This window comes from Sphingobacterium sp. UBA5789 (assembly GCF_002418355.1).
GTDB lineage: Bacteria > Bacteroidota > Bacteroidia > Sphingobacteriales > Sphingobacteriaceae > Sphingobacterium.
This window is the reverse complement of record NZ_DIDX01000004.1, coordinates 1,146,945-1,168,283: the sequence shown is the minus strand read 5'-3', so window position 1 is coordinate 1,168,283 and position 21,339 is coordinate 1,146,945. Positions and strand designations below refer to the sequence as shown.

The window sequence follows — 21,339 nt, the reverse complement described above, 5'->3', positions numbered from 1 at the left end:
ATTTTTATGAACATAAAGATCCCTTTTTTTTGCTATTGTGTATGTATCAGATATAAAAGACGACCTTTTTAAGATGCGGTATACGATATATCCTGACGGATGTAATATTTGTTTTTCATCTGTATTTTGCTTATATTTGTACACACGCCTTACACTTACTCCTCTCCCTTCGCTTTTTTCGAGAAAAGCCATTTGATCAGGAATACCAAGTTTTTCGCGCTTTACACCTCTTTTATTAATTAACACATTTTTAATGGCACAAACACAGCAAAAAAAAGAAAATCAAAAGAAAAAATTAGAAAAAAGAAAATCAAAAGAACAAAAAAAAGAGTATAAAAAAACTCACAACTCCAAGGGTAAATCACTGGAAGAAATGTTTGTCTACGTTGACGAATTTGGAAATCTATCTAATACTCCTCCTACCCAAAAGTACGAATTCAAACCTTCAGATCTGGAACGTCCTGTTGTCGAAGAAGAATTTTCATTCGGAAAAGTTTCTTTCTTCAATGAGCAGGGTCAGTATGGATTTATCCGTAACAATGAAACACGCGAAAGTGTATACTTTAATACCAATCTTGTCGGTTTCGTATTGTATATGGATCAAAAGGTTAAATTTAAATACCAATCTACCAAACAGGGGCTACAGGTTACATCCGTAGAAGTTATCAAATAAAAGATAGCGGAGCTGTAACTCCATCACTATATCCTTGCTTACCGGCAGAACTATTGAGAGGTTGTTTTTTCAAAGAACACTTCCCTGACTCCGGTAGCAGATACTTTACAGCCTACGATTCTGGAATGCTGATCCCTGACAAATTCCACTTTGCGGAAATATCCTTCTTCTGTATTGAAGGTGTCAGGTATTGGCATCGGATTCATAGGAATGTTCCCATTAAGCAGATGCAAAGCCATAAGTTTTCCATTCATAACACTGAATTCATACTCAGTTTCCAATTCAGGACTGTAAAAATGGCCAGTATATAAGGCCAGATCAGTATCCTGATTTTTCAGGACTTTGCTATTAATTTTTTTTCCTTTATAACTGAAGTCGGACAGATGCCATCTGAAATCCGGTGTACCATTTTCATCTGTACTAAATACAAATCGACTATGCGGAAGAGCCGGGAATATGAATTCTTTGTCTGAAAGAGCAGGTAAGGGTAGTTTCTGCGCTGATCCGTTGATCTGCAGATAGAATTTATTGTTTTCAGCAGAAAACGTAAACAACATACCTCTCATCACTTCATATTGACCAGCCCATGTGGTCAGCATAGCTGTATCCTGAGCAATATAGGGTTCCACCGGATTGTCCGGTGTCTTATCAAAATAATAATCGATAATAGTATAGGCAATATCCAATGGATTGAAGGTCTGAAAATTACCTGTCATAGCCATAGCGAAATTGTGTTCCGGAATACGAACCAGATAAGACCTGTACCCTGCATCTCCGCCTCCGTGAAAAATCAGATTAAGGCCTTTATATTGTTTTACTTCCTGGCCAAGAGCATAAAAGAGCCGTTCACCGTTATTTAAAGTACTTTGTTGTTCCATTTTATGGAACAGGCTTGTGTCACCAATTGTGGCTGAATGAAAGTTTTCTGTCCACAGATTGAGATCACGTACAGTCGTATTCAGTCCTGTGGATCCTACCAGAGAAAAATGAAGGGGAACCTGTTGATACTGCCCGGCTCTGTAACTGTAGGAATAAGCTTTATTCCTGATGATTCTCTCCTGATTATCGAGGAATAAGGAATTTTTCATTTTTAACGGACGGAAGATTTCATTTTCCGTAAAATCTGAAAAAGACTTACCGGATACCTTTTCTACAATCTTTGCCAGTAATATAAATCCAGAATTGCAGTATTCGTATGCAGTGCCGGGATGGAAATTAAGATGCTTCTGCTGAGTCAACAGCCGGTAGGCCTGATCCATAGTCATATGACCACCTTCCCGTTGTCCTATCAGACTGCTGAGATCAAATATCTCCCGCAGTCCGCTGGTATGATTAGCCAGATTTTTTATACTGATCTTGTTTCCGTAATCAGGCATTTCCGGTAAATATTGCCGTATATCATCTTCAAGAGATAATTTTTTCTGTTTTCCCAGCAGGAGAATAGAAAATACGGCAAACTGTTTAGATACGGATGCTACATGAAATATGGTAGAATCCGAGATGGGGATTTTGTTTTCCAGATTGGCTATCCCTGTATATTTTTCATAAATGGTCTTACCATCCTTTTGAATTGCAAGCGCTATACCAGGACTTGATTTACTTTGATAACGGGTGAGGAGTTCATCTGTTTTTTCATTCGGAAGAGTTGCTTTTTGTTTTATTCTCAGCGTTTGGATATCATATTTTCCGGATATAACCTGTTGCCCGGGAGCTGATATTTCAATTTTATATTTACCCTTATGATTGGCATGTATGGTGAAGTATTCCGGTCCGAATTTACCATTGGGACTATCATATTCATTCAGCTTATGATTCTTTTCATCATAAACGCTGACAACAATATCTATACCTCGCTGCATAACAGAAAAAGCTGCAAAATCATTCTTTTGGAGTCGCACTTCGTATATATGCTTGTCCCCTGTAGAAAACTCCGCACTGAAAGCCGAGGAGGGGTGAAGTTGGTTCTTCATAACCTGAGCCTCTGAAAAGGATAAGCTATTAAAAAACAAAACAAAAAAAATAATGTGTTTTATACGATCAGGCATAGGTAGCAATTGAAAGTAGAGAGTTGTTATCAATAAGATCGGGTGCAAGATATTCAAAATATTTGATCTGCCATTCCTTTGTTTTTATAGCCTGTTTATTTTCAGGAATATCCCAGGGTGCATATATCCTGAAACCTCTTTTGCCCATAATGTTATCATGTGTGAGAATTTTCATTTCTCTCAGAATCGCTGTTGAGAATATAAATAGTCCATACTGATCCTGATTCTTTATGAATATGGTAACAAGGTCTACCTGATCTTTCGTCGTGTAAGGTTCCGTTTCACCGGACGTAATATTTCTTTTCCACAAGGTTACAAATTGTCCGATTTTCTTAGGTGTAATATTCGCCTTGCGAAACAGAATAACCTGCTCTTCTGTTACAAAAGAAGCCGCATGATAGCTGCTGCTTTCTTTATCAAATTGGAATTGCTCCAGTTGTGACATTGGTGAATACAACTTTTCAATTAATGGGGTGATAATGTTTGTATGTATAGCAGCAGACATAGACAGGCGATGTTTCTTTATTTTACTAAAGTACATTTTTTGGAGCTTTTTCTGTAAATCACACTATTCCAAAAAAGGCTATCCGGCCTGTTTATTAAACAAGCTTTATAAAAAAGAACAAAATCCGATTTGTGGTGTTTTTAATAAAAGTATGTTTCGTGTACATTTTGGTTAAAATTTAATAATTTTATGAAACATTTCTATTCATTGCGTGTTTTTTATTTATTATTAATGCTTATGCTATGAAAATCATTATTCTTCTCCCCATATTCCTGCTTCTTATATTATCCGGCTGTCAGACATCATCCAAAAAGGAGATTGCGGATATAATCTATTTCGGCGGTCCTATTCTGACTATGGAAGATGATAACCCGGAAGTCGAAGCTCTTGCTGTAAAAGACGGAAAGATTCTGTTCACCGGAACAAAGGCTGCTGCTGAGCAATACACAGGAGAAAACACAACCTTACATGACCTTAATGGCAAAACGTTACTTCCCGGATTTATAGATGCTCATGGGCATCTGGTCTCCAGAGCAGGGATGATGCAAGCTATAGATTTGTCTCCAACTCCTTACGGAACGGTTAATTCTATTCCGGATCTTCAGAAAACCCTAAAAGAATATATAGAAAAAAACAACGTGACAGCGAGTCAACCTATCATGGGCAATGGATATGACGACGCTATTATGTCTGAGCACAGGCACCCAACCCGTGAAGAACTGGACGCAATAAGTATGACGAATCCTATTATAGTAATTCATACTTCAGGACATGCGAGTGTCGCCAATTCGGCTATGTTAAAGCTGGTTGGTATTGAGGATAATGCAAAAGATCCAGAAGGAGGACATTATGGAAGAGACCCCAAAACAAAGAAACTGAATGGAAAACTGGAAGAAAATGCCAGCTTTACAGCTCTGATTAAATTGACGACACTGTTGTCTAAAAATGCTAAATCAGGAGTCGATAAAACTCAACAGGAATTAGATAATCTTGTTAAGGCGCAGGATGAATGGTTGAGCTATGGACAGACAACCATATGTGAGGGCAGAACAATGGGCGAGAGTGTAGGACTACTGAAAGAAGCTGCTGCTAAGGGTTTATTTAAAGCTGATGTTATTTATTTTCCGGATTATGAATTTTTTAAAGCGAAACTGGATTCTTTCAAACCTGAATATATGGTTTATACAAATCGCCTGAAGCTGGGAGGTTTTAAATTTTCGGATGACGGATCGCCACAAGGTAAAACAGCATGGCTGACACAGCCTTATCTGATCCCTCCGGAGGGACAGGGAGCAGATTACAAAGGATTTCCGATTTTTACGGATAGTGTACTTTATCAGGATCTGAAGACTCTTTTTGAAAATAATATTACAGCACAGCTGCATGTCAATGGGGATGCGGCTATAGATCAGGCTTTACGCGTAATAAAGAAGCTGAAGGATGAAGGGATTTATAAGCCAGAGTTGAGAGCTACGCTAATACATGTACAAAACAGCCGTCCTGATCATATTGCCAGTATCAAGGAAATTGGAGTGATTCCTTCTTATTTTTCAACACATGCCTACCTATGGGGAGACTGGCATTATTCCAGTGTATTTGGTCCTGAGCGGGCAGCCTTTATCAGTCCTGCGCATTCCGCTCTGAAAGCGGGAATTCTTTTCACTATTCATCATGATGCTCCCGTGACTCCTCCGGATCTGATTACAGCTGTGTATGCTGCAGTGAACAGAAAGACAAGATCAGGGAGAATACTGGGGCCAGACGAACGGATAAAGCCTGTAGAAGCACTGAAAGCGATAACCATCAATGCTGCATATCAATACCACGAAGAGGAATATAAAGGATCTCTTAAAGCAGGTAAACTGGCTGATCTGGTAATTCTGAATCAGAATCCGCTTACTATTGATCAGTTAAACATCAGGGATATATTAGTGATGGAAACCATTAAAGAAGGCAAGACAGTCTACAAAAAATAATGTCTGGAAAGAAATATTACTATGAGTGATGAAAAAGCCATTATTACTACTACTTATTATACTCTTCGGAGGTATTGCTCAGGGACAAGGTCATTATACAGGATCTTCCTTTAATCCCGGAGACTATTTTGCTCCTCATTCAGGCTGGATTATTCCGGTATGGTATGGGTATGCAAACATGAACTATTATAATGCAGCAGGTAATAGATCAGATCAATTGATCAATCCGGCTCCGGAAAATCCTACAGATTTGAAAATCAAGCAGAATGTAAAGACCAATTCTTTTATCCTTATGGCAATTTATGGAGGTAAAGGAAAAATTTTAGGAGCAAACTGGGGTATGATGGTAATTCCTACATTAAACAGTCCTACAGCAAATATAGCTTTAGACTATTATTCAAGTCAAACCGGTTCGGGTAATTATGTATTTACCAATAAAAGCCTGGGCTTCGGAGATATGTATCTTCAGCCTGTCTGGCTTTCCTGGACAAAGGGAAAGTACAGTTATGCCCTTAATTATGGGGTCTGGGCACCTACCGGTAGGTACAAACCTCATGATCTGGATAATGGAGGTCATGGCTATTGGTCGCATAATGTACGTGTGGCGGGAAGAATGAAACCAATTCCTCGGGTAAGTCTGAGCTTGGCAACAACTCTGGAAATGAATCAATGGCAGAAGGACACAGATTTTAAAGAAGGTAGTCACTTGACAGTAGACATGGGTGGCTCATATGTATTGGATAGCAGAGGGAATGAAATCGGATTATTTGGACACTATACCAGCCAGATCAGTGATGATAAAGGTACTAACGGAGGATTTGTATCTGACCGTATTGCTGGTATCGGAGGGTTTGGGTCTTATTGGATTAAACCCATGAAAGTCGGATTGATGGGAAGGATTACGCAAAATTTCAATGTTAAGAATAGATTTGGAGGTACAGCTGTACAGGTGGGTGTGAATTATCTGATTCCTGCAGCTCATTAACAGCAGACATTTTCATTTTCTTTGTGTATTTTGCAGGTAGAAAATTTTTCCTTAAGATGAATGTATTTGTTAAGTTGCAATTTCTCCTTTTCTTTTTTTGTGGTTTTATTTCAATCGCCATAGCTCAGGATCTCCGGAAAACAGACAAGGGATATCCCGTTATTGTATATGCTGATACGCTCTTTCATGTTAAAAATAAATTAGGTGCGCTTTCTGCGTCCGAGCGTGCACAACGCACAACCGACAAGATCAAAGCACTGGATGATGATCTTTTTTTTATTGCAGACTCGTTGTTGACGGTACCAGATTCTATGGTATTTGATATTGTGTATAAAGGAAATATACTCTTAAGTATTTCCAAACTTGACGCCGATTCCATGCAGGTCGCCCCGGATGTGTTGGCAGCCACGTATCAACAGTTGATATTGCAGCATGTCAAAAAATATAAAAGCGAAACAGATTTTTCAGAGCTCTTAAAGCGCGGAGCAATGGGAAGCTTAATTTTGCTGATCCTTGTTTTATGTATTTACTACATCAATAAATATTTCAACAGGTTTACAGCCTGGATTCTGATCAAATTTAAGAAAAGAGCAGGAAGGATCAAGATCAAAGACTATGATCTGATTAATAAGGATACAGAAGTGATGCTGATCAAAAAAGCTTTGGGCATCTTTAAGTATTTTTTATTTTTTTTATTGATTTATCTCACGCTTCCAATAATTTTCAGATTATTTCCATGGACAAAACCCTGGGGCGATAATCTGATTAATTTTGTAGTCAATCCGCTGAAAAATATAATCAGTTCTGTAGTCGATTTTATTCCAAATCTGATTACGATAATAGTTATTTATATTGTATTTCACTATGTCAAGAAATTCATTCGTTTTCTTGCGAATGAAATAGAGGCTGACAAGCTGAAGATAAATGGTTTTTATGCGGATTGGGCAAAGCCTACGTATAATATTGTGCGCCTGGTACTGAATGCCTTTATGATCGTAGTGATCTGGCCGTTTATTCCGGGATCTAATTCAGATATTTTCAAAGGGGTATCTGTATTTCTGGGATTGATTATTTCATTCGGATCTTCTTCTGCGATCAGCAATGGGGTCGCCGGAATGGTGATTACTTACATGAGACCTTTTAAGATCGGCGATGTGGTCAAGATCGGTGAAATTCAAGGTACAGTTTTGGAAAAATCCTTGCTCGTCACACGGTTACAGACCACAAAAAATGAAATTATTACCATTCCGAATAGTGCCATTCTCAATGGAAATACCATCAATTACACCAGTCTTTGCCGGGATGACGGATTAATTATACATACTACTATTTCTATAGGTTATGATATTGGCTGGCAGAAGATTCACGAATTGTTGATTGCTGCTGCGCTAAAGACAGACGGGATATCCCCGGAAAGGACGCCATTTGTATTGCAGACCAGCCTTGACGACTGGTACGTTTCTTATCAGATCAATGCATATACCAACAGTCCTGAAAGAATGGCGCCGATTTATTCCGAACTTCATAAGAATATACATGAAGCCTTTGATGGGGCGGGCATAGAAATGATGTCCCCACATTATCAGGCCATACGTGACGGAAATGCAAGTACCATCAGAAATGAAAAATAGTAAGGTATTCAAGTAAAATTCGCGGAATAAACGCACAGTAGTTGCAATCCGGTTATCTTTGTAACCTACATAATAATAAAAGCAGACGTGGCATCTACAAAATATCTGAAGAAAATAAGGGATCTGGCAGAACGTAATCTGAAAGAGGGTATAGCCTTCTTAGAAGAAAATGCAAAACAGGATAATGTAATTGTAAAACCTTCCGGATTACAATACGAAATCTTAAAAGAGGGCAATGGAGAAATACCTACTTCAAAAGCAAAGGTATTGTGTCATTATAAAGGTACATTACTGGACGGTACCGTTTTTGACAGTTCTTACAAACGAAAGAAACCGGAAGCTTTTTTTGTACGTGAGCTGATCAAGGGATGGCAGGAAGTATTGGTGTTGATGCCTGTAGGAAGTCATTGGAAAATATATATACCATCTCATCTGGCTTATGGATTTGAATCCCTGACGGAGAATAGCGGAGGCAACTGTACCCTTATTTTTGAAATGGAACTAAAAGCTATTCTATAGCTCATCCAAGTGTCATTTTATTAAACTTAACATACGTTCAGCTTGTGTCTTTTTCAATTGAAAATGAGTGTTTTTGGTCGGATTTGCAGGGGTACACGCTGTGACTGTAGCGCATTTACGGAGAATTAAATCTATTCAAATAAACTATATTCGCAGTATTACAATCTGTTTTTTGATAAATATTAGTAAAACGATATGGAAAATCTACACAATAAAAAAGCTATTATCACAGGTGGGGGCAGGGGATTAGGAAAAGCAACAGCTCTTGCTTTGGCTGCTGAAGGGGTATCTGTTGGCATTACCGGCCGTAATGAAGAAAATCTAAAGCAAACTGTAAAGGAACTGGAAGCTTTTGGGGTACAAGCGGTATATGCAGTGTTTGATGTGGCAGATGCAGGGCAGGTTAAATCTGAAGTTTCTAAACTGATCGAAACATTAGGCGGAGTTGATATACTGATCAATAATGCAGGTATTGCAGAATTTGGTTCATTTTTGGATATGGACGCTCTTCGCTGGCAGGAAATCCTGATGACCAATGTCATGGGGATCTATCATGTTACAAAGGAGGTATTACCACATCTGGTCGCAAAAAATCAGGGAGATATTGTAAATGTAAGCTCTACTGCAGGATTGACGGGCAATGCTAATACTTCTGCATATTCGGCCTCCAAGTTTGCTGTGATCGGTATGTCTGAATCTTTAATGAAGGAAGTCCGCAAACATAATATACGGGTGTGTACACTTACTCCAAGTACCATTGCCTCGGATATGTCTGTTGATCTGGGACTTACTGATGGTAATCCGGACAGCGTGTTGCAGCCATCTGATTTTGCAGAGCTGATTATCGCTAATCTGAAATTACCAAGAAGAGCGCTGTTAAAATCTGCCTCTTTGTGGTCTACGAATCCTTAATAAAATAATACAGTGTACTTCTGTTTTCCTTTCTGAGAACGGTATTATTCTGCTATTTTTTACCTACAGAGCTGCCTTCAATGGCGGCTCTGTATGATTAATGTAGAAGTCTTCGCCGAAGAAGGGATATCGATAAATCCAAGATCTTCAAGTACTCTGCGGGTAATGTCTTTTCTGCTGCTGCCAAATCCCGAATTTTTAAGATTTCGATCCTGAAATAGTCTGGTGGCAAATAAATAAGTGTTGTTTTGTTTTTCTATATACCCTACCCACCATCCGATATTTAATCCGCCTATTCGTGTCCAGCCCGTTTTGGCATGTATAGTATAACCAGGATGCTCTTCTGAGAGCATAACTCTTTTTACGGTTTGCATATGCTTTTTATCAAAAGAGAGCTGCTCCAGATATAATTTTCTTAAAAATTCAAGCTGGTTGTAGGGTGATATACCGAAATTACCAAAATTCCAAAAGTCAGGATCTGTTTCGTTCAGATCAGCGTTGCCATATCCGGCAAGAGTGAGATAGTGCTGATAATTTTTCTTGCCTATTTTTTTAGCTAACTCTACGAAAACCCATCCTGCTGATTTTTCAAAAGCTTCTTTTACTGTCATGTCCCGGTATATATCTGGTCTGTATCCATATTTAACGGTATCTGTGTGACCTGTCCATTTGACGATCTGGTTTTCATCAGATATGACTTTTGTTTCCAGCGCAATCAGCAGATTGATGATTTTAAATGTTGATGCCGGCAATGACGGTATAAAAACAGACTTTGCATCGGAAGCAAACCATTTATTATTTTGTACATCCAATATCATAATATCTCCTTTTGCATGTTTGTTTTCGAAGTATCTGTTAAATTCTTTCCGAACGCTAATAGAGTCACTGACGAAAGATGCCTTTACTTTTTTGGTTTGTTGTGCAGAAACTTGAGGTTGGTTATAAAGGATAAAAAGGATGTAGTAAGCAAGTAAGACAAAGCTATTTTTCATGCTTATAAATTTACAGTTATAATATTGATTATAAGAGGTTATATAACCGGTAGAATAGATTTTTTTACAACATATAAAAATAGTTAAGACGCGAACAGTCTTCAATGTAATAAAAGAAGCATCTTTAACTGCTGAAGACTGATTCGCATATATTCGGGGAATTATCCCCATGGATGGGTGTGGTTGTAACAGGATATCTTATTCCTCATAAAGCCGTTGCGCTTCTATACCCGCAATGCCAAGTTCTTTAATGATGATATGATGATCAAGACATTGGCCTTCTATGACAAGTACTTTGTAAACAGATTCCAGATCGAGTTTCCATTTTTTGATTCCGTCGATCTGTTTGATCACTCCATGTATATTGTGGAAGAGGCTGGAGCAGTGTACATTTGTTTCGAACATTAATTTTTCCATAACATTTTAATTTTAGTAAAAATCACCTGAGGGAAATTTTTATAGTTTAACAATGTGGATTAAGATCAGTTGAGTAAGATCTCTCCATTAGAAAATAGCTATCGCAGTTTTGCAATGATACTGTATACCAAATTTAAATAAAAAGTAACTTCATTGATAATCAGATTTATAAAAATGTAATAAGTCATAAATAATTTGCAATTAAATTATACTAAGAGTGATGGCGCTCTGTACAAACCATTTCAGACTCGTATTGTTATTAAGAAGGAGATATGAATTACAAGGGTTTATATCGAATAACTATTGCTACAACAGTTACACTAATTTTATTTGCTGATGAAATCACATTTTGAACTAAAATATCCCTTGGGATTAGGGGGAGTTGCTATTGGAACAGGCTTTGAGCCTTTATCTGATGAAGAATCTTATCATATTCTTGAAACAGCCTGGAATCAGGGTATCCGTTATTATGATACATCACCCTGGTACGGGCTTACGAAAAGTGAACGAAGGTTTGGAGATTTTTTGCGTCAGAAATCCAGAAACGAATTTGTGTTTTCTACAAAGATCGGTCGGTTGTTTGAAGCTGTAGAAGAAGCTGCAGTTCCCCCTACGATGTGGAAAGCTCCATTAGCGTATGATTTCAGACATGACTACACTGCAGATGCGACAGCAAGATCTATTGAAGAAAGTCTTTCACGTACAGGATTAGATCATCTGGATGTCGTTTTTGTACACGATCTGTCTGAAGATCAGGTAGGCGATCGTTATGATTATTATCTGCGGCAGGCAGAAAAGGGTGCATTCAGAATACTATCTGATTACCGGGATCAGGGAATTATCAAAGCATGGGGGATGGGAGTAAATAAGATTGAGCCTATTCTGGATTGCATAAAAGTAGCTGATCCGGATATCTGTCTTTCTGCCACACAGTATTCAATTCTGGAGCATGAAGATGCTGTAGACCGCTTATTGCCCGCAGTCCGTGAACATGGCGTTCGATTGGTGTCCGGAGCCGGGTTTAACTCCGGATATATAGGTGGTCGAGAACGCTATAATTACAAAGATATTATTCCTAAAGGAATGGCTGAAAAGCGGGCGCGTATAGCAGCCATTGCTCAGCAACACGGTACTGATCTGATCGCTGCGGCAATCCAGTTCGTATTAGCGGCTGACGAATTTGTATCTATAATCCCTGGAGCAAGCAGACCCGGACAGGTACTGGATAATTGCAGAGCAGTTCAATCTCCTATTTCGCCTGATTTCTGGCAGGAGCTGAAGCAGGAAGGGCTCATCTATTCAAAAGCGCAGGTTCCCGGAGGATAATCCTGATTATTGAACCTGCAGGTAGGAATCCCACCATTCATTGGGTTTTGTATGTATCAGGTTGCCGGGATCTTGCATCCAATAGGTATTATCCACATAAATTTTGTATGCATATTTTCCGGAAGGGATATGAAGTGTGCAGATCCATTCTCCATCTTTTCTGATAAATGGATTGGCTTTTGGATCATAATTATTAAAGGTACCTGTCAAAGCAATGGATTCGGCTCCCTGCATACCTTTGATTCTGAACGTAATGATATTATGCTGCGGCCCGAATAGATTCAGATAGTAGTTAGAAGGATTTATTTTCCGGATCTGATTATACAATTTGTTTGCTTTTTCTGTTTTTCCGGATAGAAGACAAGCATTTGCAAGTGCTGCTTGTGCATTTTCAGAATCCGGATAATAGCTGAGGTTGGTTTCAAACAGCTTTTCGGCATCTGCAATCCGGTTACTATCTATAAGCCTATATCCAAGTATTTCCAGATCTTTTTCAGCAAACTGATAAGATGTATTTTTCGATTTTCTTTGTTGTTTGTACATGGAAATAGTGGCTGCTATTCCTTGTTGGTTATACGTTTGTTCTATTTTTTCGGATAATGTTTTATGAAATAGATCCTTTATTTCAATATCCTGATATCCCTTTTTGAGAAGTTGAAGGACATCTATTTTGTGAACAACCGTATAATCGTGACGTTGGTAGAGGTAAATGGTTTTGTTTTTGAGGTCGCATACCTGTGAATAAACGGTACTGTTATCTGTCTCCCGCTGTGCTGTTGCGTCCAGGATGTTTGTGAAATTTTCTAAAGACAGAGGTTTTGTTTGGAGCAGATTGTAAGCCGTTTTTCTTCGCCAGCACTTGAAATCTGTATATTGACGATCCTGAAGGTTATAATTTGTAAGTACATAATTGTTACTACCCGGACGGATGATATAATTTGCATGGACAATAGCGTAATCACCTGTACGGTCAGCTATCATGATTTGGGCTTTTTGCTGCCATGTTAGATTGTACCGTGCAAAGATTTTTAATGCTTCTTCTACTGTACCGCATTCCTGTAGAATTTTTTCCAGAATATAACCTTCGAAATCAGGCTTTGCGGGATCTTTAACGATTTCTACTTCCTGAGGGAGGGCTGCTGCATCATAGAAGAGCCCCTGTTCATTTATACCCCCTTCCGGAAATTTTTCTTCAAATCCCCAGAAAATGTAACCTTTCTTTTGTTGTTTTGAAGGCCTCACCCATATATAGGTCTTCTTCAAAGGGGAGTAGTCTTCATTATTCCCGACCAAAACCTGTTTTCCGTCCTTTGCTATAAAAATAGTGCAGGATAAAACAGGTATATGCTGTAAAAATAGTATCCCGATCAAGATAACGACAGCTCTTTTCATTTTTCTGATTATAGGTTCATAGATAAATATCCATCGTAAAGATAAGATATTCCTTTCAAATAATATTTTATATGCTGATTTTTAGTGTGTTGTGTGGGTTGTTTACTGACGAGTGAATTAGTTTTTGTTAGTGATCAACTCCGCATCACTTATCTGAATCTCGGTATGTCCGTCTTTATCTGCATTGAGATATACAATACCTGTAATACGGACCGGCAATTCGCTAAATGTAACCTTATGTTTGTTTTTCATCATGATTTCTGCCATTGGCGGTATTCCGTTTTGCCCGCAAAACATGCATTGGGCTACCGGTAAGACAGACAATAAAAACCAATTATGTTTTCGCCCTGTGTTGATAGGGACCATATACCCCTGCAAGGTGACACTTTTGTTATTCAGTTGCTGCAAAGCAGGTGGAAAATGTGGAATGTAAATAGTCTTATCTGCTTTTTTCTCTACCTTATACATAAGCTGATCAAATACCTCCCAGGTTTTGTTCATCAACGGTTTGTGATCAATAATATGTTGTTGCTGTACGTTTGTCTGTGCTCCGGAGGGATGTACGGATAAAATAGTTAAAGCAATAATCAAGAGAGGGATAAGGGGGCGAAGAGACATGAGACAATTTTTTTAGTTTATAAAGTAAAAATACCACAAATATTTATTTAATGCAACTATGTTGCATTTGTTAATTTTGGTTATTATCTTTGTTCAACAGAAACATGAATGTAAAGGATTATGGTACCTCAGGATTACGAAAGCTGGAAAGATTGTATAGAGAATAAATGCGGAATTGCGCTTACAAGGGATTTTGTAAGAAAGCGTCTGGCTATCTATACTGATGTGTCGCATGAGGAGACACAACGGTTTGTGGTATTGTATGGAGAACAGCACCGTCAACGAATAATAGAATGGCTGAAGTTATCAGTATCCTGGCAGTATCTATAGGCAAAGAATACGTAAATCTATTATAAAATGAAGAATAAAAAATTGCCTGTAACCGTGCTTAGCGGATTTTTGGGAGCAGGAAAGACTACGTTGCTCAACCACGTTCTTCACAATAAGGAGAATCTGAAGGTTGCAGTGATTGTCAATGATATGAGCGAGATCAATATCGACGCTTCATTGGTCAAAAAAGAAAACACGCTTTCGCGTACAGAGGAAAAGCTTGTGGAGATGAGTAACGGTTGTATCTGCTGTACCCTGCGTGAGGATCTGATGGTGGAAGTGGAGCGGCTGGCCAGAGAGAATAGGTTTGATTATTTACTTATCGAGAGTACAGGTATATCAGAGCCGCTTCCTGTAGCGCAGACGTTCAGTTTTGTAGATGAACAAAACGGGATTAATCTTCCTGATCTGAGTTATATCGACACTATGGTAACTGTAGTCGATTGTTTTAACTTTTTTAAAGATTTCGGTTCGGCAGAAACATTGACAGATCGCAGATTGACAGATGATGATTATGATAGTCGCACTATTGTCAATCTGTTGACGGATCAGGTCGAATTTGCTAATGTAATTATTCTGAATAAGGTAGATCTTGTTGCAGAAGAAACAATTGGCGTATTAAAGGCTGCGATCAGAAAATTAAATCCCGGCGCACGAATTATCCAAAGTTCTTTTGGACAGATCGTGGTATCAGATATTATTGGTACAGGGCTTTACAATCAGTCTATTGCGGAGTCTTCTGACGCCTGGCAGAATGAATTGGCACAGGAGCATGTGCCGGAAACGGAGGAGTATGGTATTTCTTCCTTTGTATTTACGAGTCAGCGACCTTTTCATCCGCAACGCTGGTATCAATATCTGAATGTTACATATCCGTATAATCTAATTCGTGCCAAAGGCCTGTTCTGGATGGCCTCCCGTCCTAATGAAGCTATCAGCTTCAGTCAGGCAGGAGGAAGTCTCCGGTTGGAAGGAGCAGGCGTCTGGTGGTGTTCTATTCCCGAAGGAGAGCGTCAGCGCTATCCTGATTTTAAAGAGTATGAAGCCGAAATGAGAAAAAGATGGCATCCTGAATGGGAAGACAGAAAAACAGAACTGGTATTTATCGGACAGGATCTGAATAAAGAGGTCTGCATCGAACAGCTGGAAAAATGTCTGCTGACGGATGAAGAGGCTGAAAGCTGGAAGTACAATGACTGGGTAGACAACTTCCCTAAGCATATATAGTAAATTGTTTGTTTTGGCCGCTGTCTGTTACTTTTTTAAGTGATGGCAGCGGTTTTTTATGAATAATCAGCCACCTTCATCATGATGAAGATGGCTGCTATCCTGAATTGATCTTACACGCGCGGAAGTTTGTATCCGTTGTGATATTCTTTTTCCAGATATAGTTTATTGATCTTATTATCTGTAAAACTATTGCTATTCTTGTCCCAAACAAGTTTCTGCCCGCTGCGGTAAGAGATATTTCCCATCTGGGCTACCGTGGCGACATGTGCCCCGGCCTGTATAGAACATTTCAAATTTTCCATTTTCCGGCTTTTAATAACATCTATAAAATTTTGCATATGGTTTTGGAGACCATTGTCGGATGCCGCGGCAAATGGTTTTACCACTTTATTCTGACTTTTTTTCTCTTCTATCACTTCCCAGCCACCACGGTTAAGGATCAATGTGCCGTTATTACCTATGTATGCTATGCCATGATCTCTGTTGTATGAGCCGTTGTCAATACCCATTGCAGAATCCCAAACCATATTGAACTTATCAAATTCGTACAGTGTAGTCAAAGTATCCGGAGTTTCTTCGTATAGATCCGGATAAGCAAAGCGACCTCCTAAGCCCACTATAGATTTAGGTAATTCTGCTTTCATACCCAGTAAAGCATAATCCAGAAGATGTACCCCCCAGTCTGTCATCAGACCGCCTGCATAATCCCAGAACCAACGAAAATTAAAATGGAATCTACTGGAATTAAAGGGAACAAGAGGAGCAGGGCCTAACCATTGTTTGTAATCTACTCCTGTTGGTACGTCGCTATTCGGTACTACAGGCCCGGGTTTCATCCATCCCTGGTAGCACCATACTTTTACGGTACGTATATTACCGAGCTGTCCGGTACCTATGAAATCTACAGCATCTTTAAAATGCTTTTGGCTGCGTTGCCATTGCCCGGCCTGTACAACTTTATTGTATCGTGCCTGAGCAGCAACCATACGGTTACATTCGACAATAGAGTTTCCTACTGGTTTTTCTACATAGACATCTTTTCCTGCTTCACAGGCATGAATCATTTGTAAGGCATGCCAGTGGTCAGGAGTGCCTATAATGACAGCATCGACATCTTTGTTGTCCAGCAATGCACGATAATCGCCATATGTTTTTATTTTATTTATATCTATATTCTGTTTACTAAGGTCTGCTAACCGGCTGTCAATTACATTTTTATCTACATCACATATACCAATGAGATTGACACCCGGTATTTTCATAGCTGCGCTTACATTGGACCAGCCCATACCTTTGGCGCCGATCACAGCAATATTTACCTGGTCATTTGGCATAATGCCGCTATTGAACATCGCAAATACAGAATTTGGGACGGTAGAGGCGAGCAATCCAGTTCCTGCCAGTAAGGATGTCTTTTTAAGAAATTGTCTTCTGGTATTCATATTTTATGGTTTTTTATGTTGATTTTATTAAAAGTCAGTCCATTTCAGATCAGACTGTGCGGAGGCTATTACTGTTTCTATAAATCTCATTCCACGAACACCGTCGTCTGTAGTTGGAAAATCCAGTTCCGTATCTGAAGCTTTTGTTCCGTTTAATGAAGCCAAAAGCGTTAATGCAAAGTTGTTGTAAATATTGGCGAATGCTTCAACATATCCTTCAGGATGACCTGCTGGCAGTCGGGTATTGTGTTTTGTGACAGGATGCAGGTAGGATTGCCCTGTACGGAATATCTGCGCCGGGGCATCGAGCCATTTAAGCAGAAGCGTATTGGGTTCCTGCTGATTCCATTCCAGACCAGCCTTTTCACCGTAAACTCTGATTTTTAACGCATTTTCTTCTCCTGCAGCAACCTGCGATGCAGATAGCACACCCGTAGCTCCATTATCAAAGCGTAATAATATGTTACCATCATCTTCCAGTCTTCTGCCTTCCACGAATGTGTGCAGATCAGCACATATTTTCTCTATTTTCAGTCCTGAGATGTATTCTGCCAAATGTGCGGCATGTGTACCTATATCTCCCATACAGCCACTTTTTCCACTTTTTTCGGGATCGGTACGCCAGGCCGCAAGTGCTACATCCGTTTCGATCATTGTACTGAGCCAGCCCTGAGGATATTCCACCATTATTTTTCGGATCTTTCCCAGTTTATTTTCTTTCACAAGTTGCCGTGCCTGTTTGACCATAGGATAAGCCGAATAAGTATGCGTAAGGCAGAGCAGAAGTCCTGTATCGGTTATCTTTCGCTGAAGCTGCAAAGCCTGTTCCAGCGTGAGCGTCATAGGTTTTTCAAGAACAACATGAAAGCCGTGATCGAGTGCCATCATAGCCGGTTCAAAATGGGCAAAATTGGGCGTGACAATACTTACGAAATGCATTCGTTTATCTTCCGGCAGTTTACTTTCCCGCTCTATCATTTCCTGATAGCTTGTATAGGTTCTTTCTTCCGGAAGGGATAAGAATTCTCCGGATTCTCTTGCGGTAGAGGGATCTGCACTTAATGCGCCGCAACAGAATTCGATATGACCATCCAGACTGGCAGCCATACGGTGAACAGCTCCGATAAAAGCATTTTTACCGCCACCTATCATGCCCATCCTTATTTTTGTAAAGCTCATAGCGCTCAATTTTTTGAAGGTTATACTTTAAAGACCTAATAGCTTCTTATTAAGGTCGTTATTGGTTTCTACTGCTGCAAAATTATCAAAAGCCTTGTCAGTGACTCTGATAATATAGTCTTTTATAAAAAGAGCCCCTTCTCTTGCTCCGTCTTCCGGGTTTTTAAAGGCGCATTCCCATTCCAGTACAGCCCATCCCTGAAAATTGTATTGTGTAAGTTTTGTAAAAACGGATTTAAAATCAACCTGTCCATCGCCTACAGATCTGAATCGTCCGGCTCTCGTTTGCCAGTTTTGATATCCTCCGTATACACCCTGACGACCTGATGGTGTAAACTCAGCATCTTTAACATGAAACATTTTAATACGGTCGTTGTAGAGGTCGATGAATTGGAGATAGTCCAGACACTGAAGAACAAAATGAGAGGGATCATATAGAATATTGGCTCGGTTGTGATAATTTACTTTTTCAAGAAACATATCGAATGTAACACCATCATGCAGATCCTCACCGGGATGTAATTCGTAGCAGACATCGACATCATAGCGCTCGGCTTCATCGAGTATGGGTAACCATAATGTGGCGAGTTCTGCAAATCCGGTCTCTATCAGATTTGCAGGACGCTGCGGCCAGGGATATACAAATGGCCATAACAAGGCTCCGCTGAATGTTGCTAATGCCTTGAGTCCGAGATTATGAGAAGCTTTGACAGCATATTTAAGCTGCTGTATAGCCCATTGCTGTCTCGCCTTGGGACTGCCGTGTAATTCTTTTGGTGCAAAAGCATCAAACAGATCATCAAAAGCGGGATTGACTGCAACCAACTGCCCCTGAAGATGGGTAGACAATTCGGTAATTTCTAATCCATATGATTGTATTTTCGCCTTCAGTTCCAGTGCATAATTTTTATTATTCGCTGCCTTTTCGAGATCAATGAAACGGGCATCCAAAGTAGGAAGCTGTATACCTTTGTATCCCAGATCTGACGCCCATTGGCAGATGCCGTCTAATGTATTAAATGGTGCTTCATCACCGATAAATTGTGCAAGAAAAATTGCAGGACCTTTAATTGTTATCATAATATTTCATTTATACAGATTATGTTATGTTGTTCGTGAGGGATAGCTGTGTATCCGGATAGAAAACAAAAGTTAAATCTGTTTTTTAATAATTTTATAATATGGTTATTCTTGTACGCGCTTGTGTTATACAATTTTACAAAAAAAAACAACCGGTTGCAATTAAATCAAAAAAAAATCTTACACTTGTCTTATTAAAACATAAACGCATAAATAATGAGTTAGTTGAAATATATTTTCCGGAATGGTCAAATTTTGGTTAACAATATAAATATAAACTTATTTTTTATGTGGTTGAGGTTTAGAAAATAAAATCTAAATAGGTGTTTTATAATTTGACAATACACAACTAATAACCAAATAAACTAATTAAGAGGGAAATGGCAAATAATGTTTATGATGCAATTGTCATCGGGTCCGGAATCACAGGAGGCTGGGCTGCAAAAGAACTAACAGAAAAGGGACTCAAGACTATTATGTTAGAGCGTGGTCGTAATATCGAGCATGTCAAGGACTATCCGTCACCCAATAAAGATCCCTGGGATTTTCCGCACAGAGGTAAGGTACCGCTGGATATCGCCAAAAAATATTTGCCTTTTGGAATTATGAATCAGTGGATAAATGAAAGTAATGTTGATTTCTGGACCAATGAAACAGAAAGTCCCTATAAGGAAGTTAAACCCTTTAACTGGTTCAGAGGCTATCATGTTGGCGGACGCTCTCTAATGTGGGGAAGGCAAAGCTATCGTCTGTCGGATCTGGATTTTGAAGCGAATGCTAAAGACGGACATGGCATAGACTGGCCTGTTCGTTATAAAGATATAGCACCATGGTATAGTTATGTAGAAAAGTTTGCAGGTATTTCCGGTAACAGAGATGGTATCTCGGTACTGCCTGACGGAGATTTTATGCCTCCTATGGCTATGAATTTTGTCGAAAAAGAGATGGCCGAAAGGATTAAGCGTAAATATGCAAGCAAAAGACATTTTATAATAGGGAGAGTGGCTAATATTACGGTTCCTCATCATGGTCGGGTCAATTGCCAGTACCAGAATAAATGTGGTCTGGGATGTAACTTCGGAGGATATTTCAGTACACAATCCTCAACGCTTCCGGCAGCTTTGAAGACTGGAAATCTGACACTCAGACCATTTTCTATTGTCAAGAGTATTATTTATGATAAGGATACAAAAAAAGCTAAAGGTGTAGAAATACTGGATGCAGAGACCAATAAGACCTATGAGTATTTTGCGAAGGTTGTTTTTGTCTGTGCTTCAGCACTCAATTCGACATGGGTATTGATGAATTCGGCTACCGATATCTGGGAAGGAGGTCTGGGGAGCAGTAGTGGTGAGCTGGGACATAATCTCATGGATCATATGTTAAATAGTGGTGCAGGAGGTAGAGTAGAGGGCTATGAAGATAAGTATGTGTTCGGCAGACGTGCAAACGGCCTTTATGTTCCCCGGTTTGCAAATGTGGAAGGAGATACTAAAAAGCGGGACTACATACGAGGATTTGGTTATCAGGGCGGAGCTTCGCGTAGCAACTGGTCTGGTGATGTAGATAATATGAGTGTAGGCGGAGCATGGAAAGATGCAATATCAGAAGCCGGATCATGGCATCTGGGATTCGGGGCTTTCGGGGAGATATTGCCTTATCATGAAAATAAGATTACACTGGATAAGTCGCAAAAAGATAAGTGGGGGCTTCCAGTATTGGTGATGGATGCTGAAATCAAAGAAAATGAGAAAAAAATACGGAAGGATGCCAGTGAGGAAATGAAGGAAATGTTGGAATCTATAGGTGTAAAAGATGTATCCACATTTGACGGAGGGTTTAGCATGGGACAGGGTATACATGAAATGGGTACAGCGAGGATGGGGCATGATCCGCGTACATCGGTGCTCAATAAACATAATCAGGTATGGGATGCAAAGAATGTATTCGTGACAGACGGAGCTTTTATGACTTCGGCATCCTGTGTCAATCCATCACTTACTTATATGGCTTTTACAGCTCGGGCTGTAGATTTTGCAGTCAGTGAGTTAAAAAAAGGAAATCTTTAACATATTTATTTCATAACA

General features: G+C 39.4%; 19 protein-coding genes. 10 read left to right on the top strand and 9 right to left on the bottom strand.

The window, feature by feature from the left end; genetic code table 11:
• Nucleotides 1-253 precede the first annotated feature (253 nt).
• Nucleotides 254-673 carry a cold-shock protein gene (locus tag B4B65_RS14445; protein ID WP_201679709.1) on the top strand — a complete coding sequence of 140 codons (420 nt, stop codon included), beginning with the start codon at nucleotides 254-256 and terminating at the stop codon, nucleotides 671-673.
• Nucleotides 674-723: 50 nt separating this feature from the next.
• Here the strand turns inward: B4B65_RS14445 and B4B65_RS14440 are convergent, their stop codons facing one another.
• Both B4B65_RS14440 and B4B65_RS14435 read right to left on the bottom strand, forming a co-directional pair.
• Complete coding sequence (locus B4B65_RS14440) at nucleotides 724-2,643, bottom strand: serine hydrolase domain-containing protein (RefSeq protein WP_293916274.1); 1,920 nt, start codon at nucleotides 2,641-2,643, stop codon at nucleotides 724-726.
• Nucleotides 2,644-2,710: 67 nt separating this feature from the next.
• Nucleotides 2,711-3,259 carry a MepB family protein gene (locus B4B65_RS14435; protein WP_293916273.1) on the bottom strand — a complete coding sequence of 183 codons (549 nt, stop codon included), beginning with the start codon at nucleotides 3,257-3,259 and terminating at the stop codon, nucleotides 2,711-2,713.
• Nucleotides 3,260-3,465: 206 nt separating this feature from the next.
• Here B4B65_RS14435 and B4B65_RS14430 point away from each other — a divergent pair, with 206 nt between their 5' ends.
• The 5 genes from B4B65_RS14430 (at nucleotide 3,466) to B4B65_RS14410 (ending at nucleotide 9,246) form a co-directional block, all read left to right on the top strand.
• Entirely contained in the window at nucleotides 3,466-5,199 is a 1,734-nt protein-coding gene (locus B4B65_RS14430) for an amidohydrolase (protein ID WP_293916272.1), read from the top strand.
• A 28-nt stretch (nucleotides 5,200-5,227) separates the two neighbouring features.
• Nucleotides 5,228-6,184 carry a SphA family protein gene (locus B4B65_RS14425; RefSeq protein ID WP_293916271.1) on the top strand — a complete coding sequence of 319 codons (957 nt, stop codon included), beginning with the start codon at nucleotides 5,228-5,230 and terminating at the stop codon, nucleotides 6,182-6,184.
• Between the two features lie 56 nt (nucleotides 6,185-6,240).
• On the top strand, nucleotides 6,241-7,815 hold the full coding sequence (locus tag B4B65_RS14420) for a mechanosensitive ion channel family protein (protein WP_293916270.1): 1,575 nt from the start codon (nucleotides 6,241-6,243) through the stop codon (nucleotides 7,813-7,815).
• 87 nt (nucleotides 7,816-7,902) lie between these two features.
• Nucleotides 7,903-8,334, top strand: a complete 432-nt coding sequence (locus B4B65_RS14415; RefSeq protein WP_293916269.1) for an FKBP-type peptidyl-prolyl cis-trans isomerase — start codon at nucleotides 7,903-7,905, stop codon at nucleotides 8,332-8,334.
• A gap of 195 nt (nucleotides 8,335-8,529) precedes the next feature.
• Nucleotides 8,530-9,246, top strand: coding sequence for a 3-ketoacyl-ACP reductase (locus B4B65_RS14410; protein ID WP_293916268.1), 717 nt, complete (start codon nucleotides 8,530-8,532; stop codon nucleotides 9,244-9,246).
• Between the two features lie 77 nt (nucleotides 9,247-9,323).
• Here the strand turns inward: B4B65_RS14410 and B4B65_RS14405 are convergent, their stop codons facing one another.
• The gene (locus B4B65_RS14405) at nucleotides 9,324-10,244 is read right to left on the bottom strand and encodes a penicillin-binding transpeptidase domain-containing protein (RefSeq protein WP_409590537.1); all 921 of its coding nucleotides are present in this window, start codon (nucleotides 10,242-10,244) and stop codon (nucleotides 9,324-9,326) included.
• A 192-nt stretch (nucleotides 10,245-10,436) separates the two neighbouring features.
• Complete coding sequence (locus B4B65_RS14400; protein ID WP_293916266.1) at nucleotides 10,437-10,655, bottom strand: hypothetical protein; 219 nt, start codon at nucleotides 10,653-10,655, stop codon at nucleotides 10,437-10,439.
• Between the two features lie 336 nt (nucleotides 10,656-10,991).
• On the opposite strand from B4B65_RS14400, the gene B4B65_RS14395 reads away from it, so the two are divergent.
• Nucleotides 10,992-11,981 carry an aldo/keto reductase gene (locus tag B4B65_RS14395; protein ID WP_293916265.1) on the top strand — a complete coding sequence of 330 codons (990 nt, stop codon included), beginning with the start codon at nucleotides 10,992-10,994 and terminating at the stop codon, nucleotides 11,979-11,981.
• A 6-nt stretch (nucleotides 11,982-11,987) separates the two neighbouring features.
• On the opposite strand, the gene B4B65_RS14390 is transcribed toward B4B65_RS14395, so the two are convergent.
• Complete coding sequence (locus B4B65_RS14390; protein WP_293916264.1) at nucleotides 11,988-13,373, bottom strand: tetratricopeptide repeat protein; 1,386 nt, start codon at nucleotides 13,371-13,373, stop codon at nucleotides 11,988-11,990.
• Nucleotides 13,374-13,490: 117 nt separating this feature from the next.
• Nucleotides 13,491-13,991, bottom strand: coding sequence for a hypothetical protein (locus tag B4B65_RS14385; RefSeq protein WP_293916263.1), 501 nt, complete (start codon nucleotides 13,989-13,991; stop codon nucleotides 13,491-13,493).
• A gap of 120 nt (nucleotides 13,992-14,111) precedes the next feature.
• Here B4B65_RS14385 and B4B65_RS14380 point away from each other — a divergent pair, with 120 nt between their 5' ends.
• Nucleotides 14,112-14,321 (top strand): hypothetical protein, encoded by a 210-nt coding sequence (locus B4B65_RS14380; RefSeq protein WP_293916262.1) that lies wholly within the window; start codon nucleotides 14,112-14,114, stop codon nucleotides 14,319-14,321.
• Between the two features lie 27 nt (nucleotides 14,322-14,348).
• Nucleotides 14,349-15,548, top strand: a complete 1,200-nt coding sequence (locus B4B65_RS14375) for a GTP-binding protein (protein ID WP_293916261.1) — start codon at nucleotides 14,349-14,351, stop codon at nucleotides 15,546-15,548.
• A gap of 113 nt (nucleotides 15,549-15,661) precedes the next feature.
• Here the strand turns inward: B4B65_RS14375 and B4B65_RS14370 are convergent, their stop codons facing one another.
• From B4B65_RS14370 to B4B65_RS14360, 3 genes are read right to left on the bottom strand one after another with little or no spacing between them, the layout of a single operon-like run.
• Nucleotides 15,662-16,993: a Gfo/Idh/MocA family oxidoreductase gene (locus B4B65_RS14370; RefSeq protein ID WP_293916260.1), complete on the bottom strand. Its 1,332-nt coding sequence runs from the start codon at nucleotides 16,991-16,993 to the stop codon at nucleotides 15,662-15,664.
• 27 nt (nucleotides 16,994-17,020) lie between these two features.
• A complete protein-coding gene (locus B4B65_RS14365; RefSeq protein ID WP_293916259.1) occupies nucleotides 17,021-18,172 on the bottom strand; it encodes a Gfo/Idh/MocA family protein in 1,152 nt (383 codons plus the stop codon).
• Between the two features lie 27 nt (nucleotides 18,173-18,199).
• A complete protein-coding gene (locus tag B4B65_RS14360; protein WP_293916258.1) occupies nucleotides 18,200-19,252 on the bottom strand; it encodes a sugar phosphate isomerase/epimerase family protein in 1,053 nt (350 codons plus the stop codon).
• 380 nt (nucleotides 19,253-19,632) lie between these two features.
• Here B4B65_RS14360 and B4B65_RS14355 point away from each other — a divergent pair, with 380 nt between their 5' ends.
• A complete protein-coding gene (locus tag B4B65_RS14355; protein WP_293916257.1) occupies nucleotides 19,633-21,321 on the top strand; it encodes a GMC oxidoreductase in 1,689 nt (562 codons plus the stop codon).
• Nucleotides 21,322-21,339: the final 18 nt, after the last annotated feature.

What these genes read in the sequence shown, in the direction of transcription:
- B4B65_RS14390 (WP_293916264.1), bottom strand. Translation starts at nt 13,373, where the DNA reads ATGAAAAGAGCTGTCGTTATCTTGATCGGGATACTATTTTTACAGCAT.
- B4B65_RS14365 (WP_293916259.1), bottom strand. Translation starts at nt 18,172, where the DNA reads ATGAGCTTTACAAAAATAAGGATGGGCATGATAGGTGGCGGTAAAAAT.
- B4B65_RS14385 (WP_293916263.1), bottom strand. Translation starts at nt 13,991, where the DNA reads ATGTCTCTTCGCCCCCTTATCCCTCTCTTGATTATTGCTTTAACTATT.
- B4B65_RS14425 (WP_293916271.1), top strand. Translation starts at nt 5,228, where the DNA reads ATGAAAAAGCCATTATTACTACTACTTATTATACTCTTCGGAGGTATT.
- B4B65_RS14435 (WP_293916273.1), bottom strand. Translation starts at nt 3,259, where the DNA reads ATGTACTTTAGTAAAATAAAGAAACATCGCCTGTCTATGTCTGCTGCT.
- B4B65_RS14360 (WP_293916258.1), bottom strand. Translation starts at nt 19,252, where the DNA reads ATGATAACAATTAAAGGTCCTGCAATTTTTCTTGCACAATTTATCGGT.
- B4B65_RS14355 (WP_293916257.1), top strand. Translation starts at nt 19,633, where the DNA reads ATGGCAAATAATGTTTATGATGCAATTGTCATCGGGTCCGGAATCACA.
- B4B65_RS14370 (WP_293916260.1), bottom strand. Translation starts at nt 16,993, where the DNA reads ATGAATACCAGAAGACAATTTCTTAAAAAGACATCCTTACTGGCAGGA.
- B4B65_RS14440 (WP_293916274.1), bottom strand. Translation starts at nt 2,643, where the DNA reads ATGAAGAACCAACTTCACCCCTCCTCGGCTTTCAGTGCGGAGTTTTCT.
- B4B65_RS14420 (WP_293916270.1), top strand. Translation starts at nt 6,241, where the DNA reads ATGAATGTATTTGTTAAGTTGCAATTTCTCCTTTTCTTTTTTTGTGGT.
- B4B65_RS14380 (WP_293916262.1), top strand. Translation starts at nt 14,112, where the DNA reads ATGGTACCTCAGGATTACGAAAGCTGGAAAGATTGTATAGAGAATAAA.
- B4B65_RS14445 (WP_201679709.1), top strand. Translation starts at nt 254, where the DNA reads ATGGCACAAACACAGCAAAAAAAAGAAAATCAAAAGAAAAAATTAGAA.
- B4B65_RS14410 (WP_293916268.1), top strand. Translation starts at nt 8,530, where the DNA reads ATGGAAAATCTACACAATAAAAAAGCTATTATCACAGGTGGGGGCAGG.
- B4B65_RS14430 (WP_293916272.1), top strand. Translation starts at nt 3,466, where the DNA reads ATGAAAATCATTATTCTTCTCCCCATATTCCTGCTTCTTATATTATCC.
- B4B65_RS14395 (WP_293916265.1), top strand. Translation starts at nt 10,992, where the DNA reads ATGAAATCACATTTTGAACTAAAATATCCCTTGGGATTAGGGGGAGTT.
- B4B65_RS14400 (WP_293916266.1), bottom strand. Translation starts at nt 10,655, where the DNA reads ATGGAAAAATTAATGTTCGAAACAAATGTACACTGCTCCAGCCTCTTC.
- B4B65_RS14375 (WP_293916261.1), top strand. Translation starts at nt 14,349, where the DNA reads ATGAAGAATAAAAAATTGCCTGTAACCGTGCTTAGCGGATTTTTGGGA.